This window comes from Halomonas ramblicola (genome assembly GCF_030409215.1).
Taxonomy (GTDB): domain Bacteria; phylum Pseudomonadota; class Gammaproteobacteria; order Pseudomonadales; family Halomonadaceae; genus Halomonas; species Halomonas ramblicola.
Map to the genome: position 1 here is coordinate 84,755 of NZ_JAUFPL010000018.1, position 1,720 is coordinate 86,474.

Genomic DNA, 1,720 nt, shown 5'->3' on the forward strand with positions numbered 1-1,720 from the left:
TGTCGCGCCAGTTGGCGTAGTGCTCCATGTAGCTGATCATGGAGTGGTAGATCTTGGCGTGCATCGGGTTCTCGCAGGCGCCTTCGATGATCACCTCGTTGGTGATCTCCTGGATCTCGGCGAGGTCCTCGTCGGAGAGCTGGTGGATCTCGGTGCCGTCTTCCTTGAACTTCACCGTGCCCTCGGTGGACTCGCGCTCGGACCAGGCGAGCGACCAGGCCATGGTGGCCTCGGCGGCGATCCTGAGCTTCTCCTGGGTCTCCTCGGAGAGGGCGTCCCAGGCGTCCTTGTTGATCATCACGCCGAACACGCTGGCGGACTGGTGCCAGCCCGGGACCGACCAGTAGTCGGCGACCTCGTTGAAGCCGGCCTTGTAGTCGACGCCGGGGGTGGAGAACTCGGCGCCGTCCACCACGCCGCGCTCCACCGCCTGATAGATCTCGCCGCCGGCCAGCGTCACCTGGGAACCGCCCAGCTCCTCCAGCACCCGGCCCTGGTCGCGGCCGGAGAGGCGCAGGCGCTTGCCCTCCAGGTCGGCCAGGCTCTCGATGGGCGTGTTGCCGCGGAAGCCGGATTCGTTGTTGGTGATACCGTAGGGCAGGTAGACCATGTTGTACTGGCCGTAGACCTCCTGGTAGAGCTCCCAGCCGCCCCACTCCAGGATCCAGTTCAGGTAGTCGACGCCGTTGAACAGGCTGGTGGTGGTGGCCAGCGGCGAGAAGGCCGAGCTGCGGCCGGCCCAGTAGCCGGGCCAGTCGCCGGCGGCCTCGATGCTGCCGGTCTCGGTGGCGTCGAACACCTCGGTGCCGGGCATCAGGGTGCCGCCGGCGCGGAACTCGATCGTAAGCTCGTCGCCGGCCAGCGTGTTGACCAGCTCGGCCCAGTGGCGGTCGATCTGGATCAGGTCCAGGTTGTCCGGCCAGGTGGTGGTCATGGTCCACTTCTCCTGGGCCTGGGCAGTGGTGGTCAGGGTGGCCAGGGCCACGCCGGCCGCCAGGCCAGTGAGCGTGAAGGTACGCATCTTCTTCATGTTGTTCTCCCTTCGTATCGGGCTGAATGCGGGACGATGGACTGTCGACGTTGCGGACATGAAACGGATCGCGGGTCCCGTGGCGCTGGTCGATGCCGGGGCGGCGGCGTCGCCTCCGGGCCTCCGCGACGACGAATTCAAGCTAGCACGGCCTCCGCGAGATGTACGATAGCGTTTCGATGACGGCGCGGGGGCGGGCCGGGAGGATCGCGCCGATCGTCTCCGGGGACCGCGCCGCGCCGGTGTCGGGGGTGATCCCTTGGTAATCAATGGGTTGTCGTTTTATTACGTTGACGTAAAGGGAATGTATGGAGCGGGTGTCAGCGTTGAATGCTGCACTGCCGTAAGACTAAAGTTCGACGAGTGGCGAGGAGAAGCGATGCCCCAGGAGGAAATGCCCCACGCGGTCGCGTCGCTGCTGGCCAGGGTCGCCTGGCTGGCCGGGCGTCGCTGGCGCGGCATGGTATGGGGGCAGGGCACGCCGCAGGCGTGCCAGCGGCGGGGGCTGGCCCTGTGGCGGGCCGGCGACTGGCGGGCCCCGCTATGGGTCGCGGCACGGCGCCCCGAGGACCTGGCCGAGGGCGAGTGGCTGCCGCCCGCCCAGGCGCGCACTCGCCTGGGCGGAGAACACGACCTGCTGGTGGTGGATGCCGTCGCCACGGCATCGGGCTTCGACCCCGATGCCGTGGC

Annotated in this window: 2 protein-coding genes; one reads left to right on the top strand and one right to left on the bottom strand. The window is 67.9% G+C overall.

The window, feature by feature from the left end:
* A partial coding sequence (gene dctP, locus QWY80_RS06960) for a TRAP transporter substrate-binding protein DctP (protein ID WP_290230019.1) occupies positions 1-1,030 on the bottom strand: 1,030 nt, incomplete at its 3' end.
* A gap of 379 nt (positions 1,031-1,409) precedes the next feature.
* On the opposite strand from dctP, the gene QWY80_RS06965 reads away from it, so the two are divergent.
* A partial coding sequence (locus QWY80_RS06965; RefSeq protein WP_494337374.1) for a tRNA(Met) cytidine acetyltransferase TmcA domain-containing protein occupies positions 1,410-1,720 on the top strand: 311 nt, incomplete at its 3' end.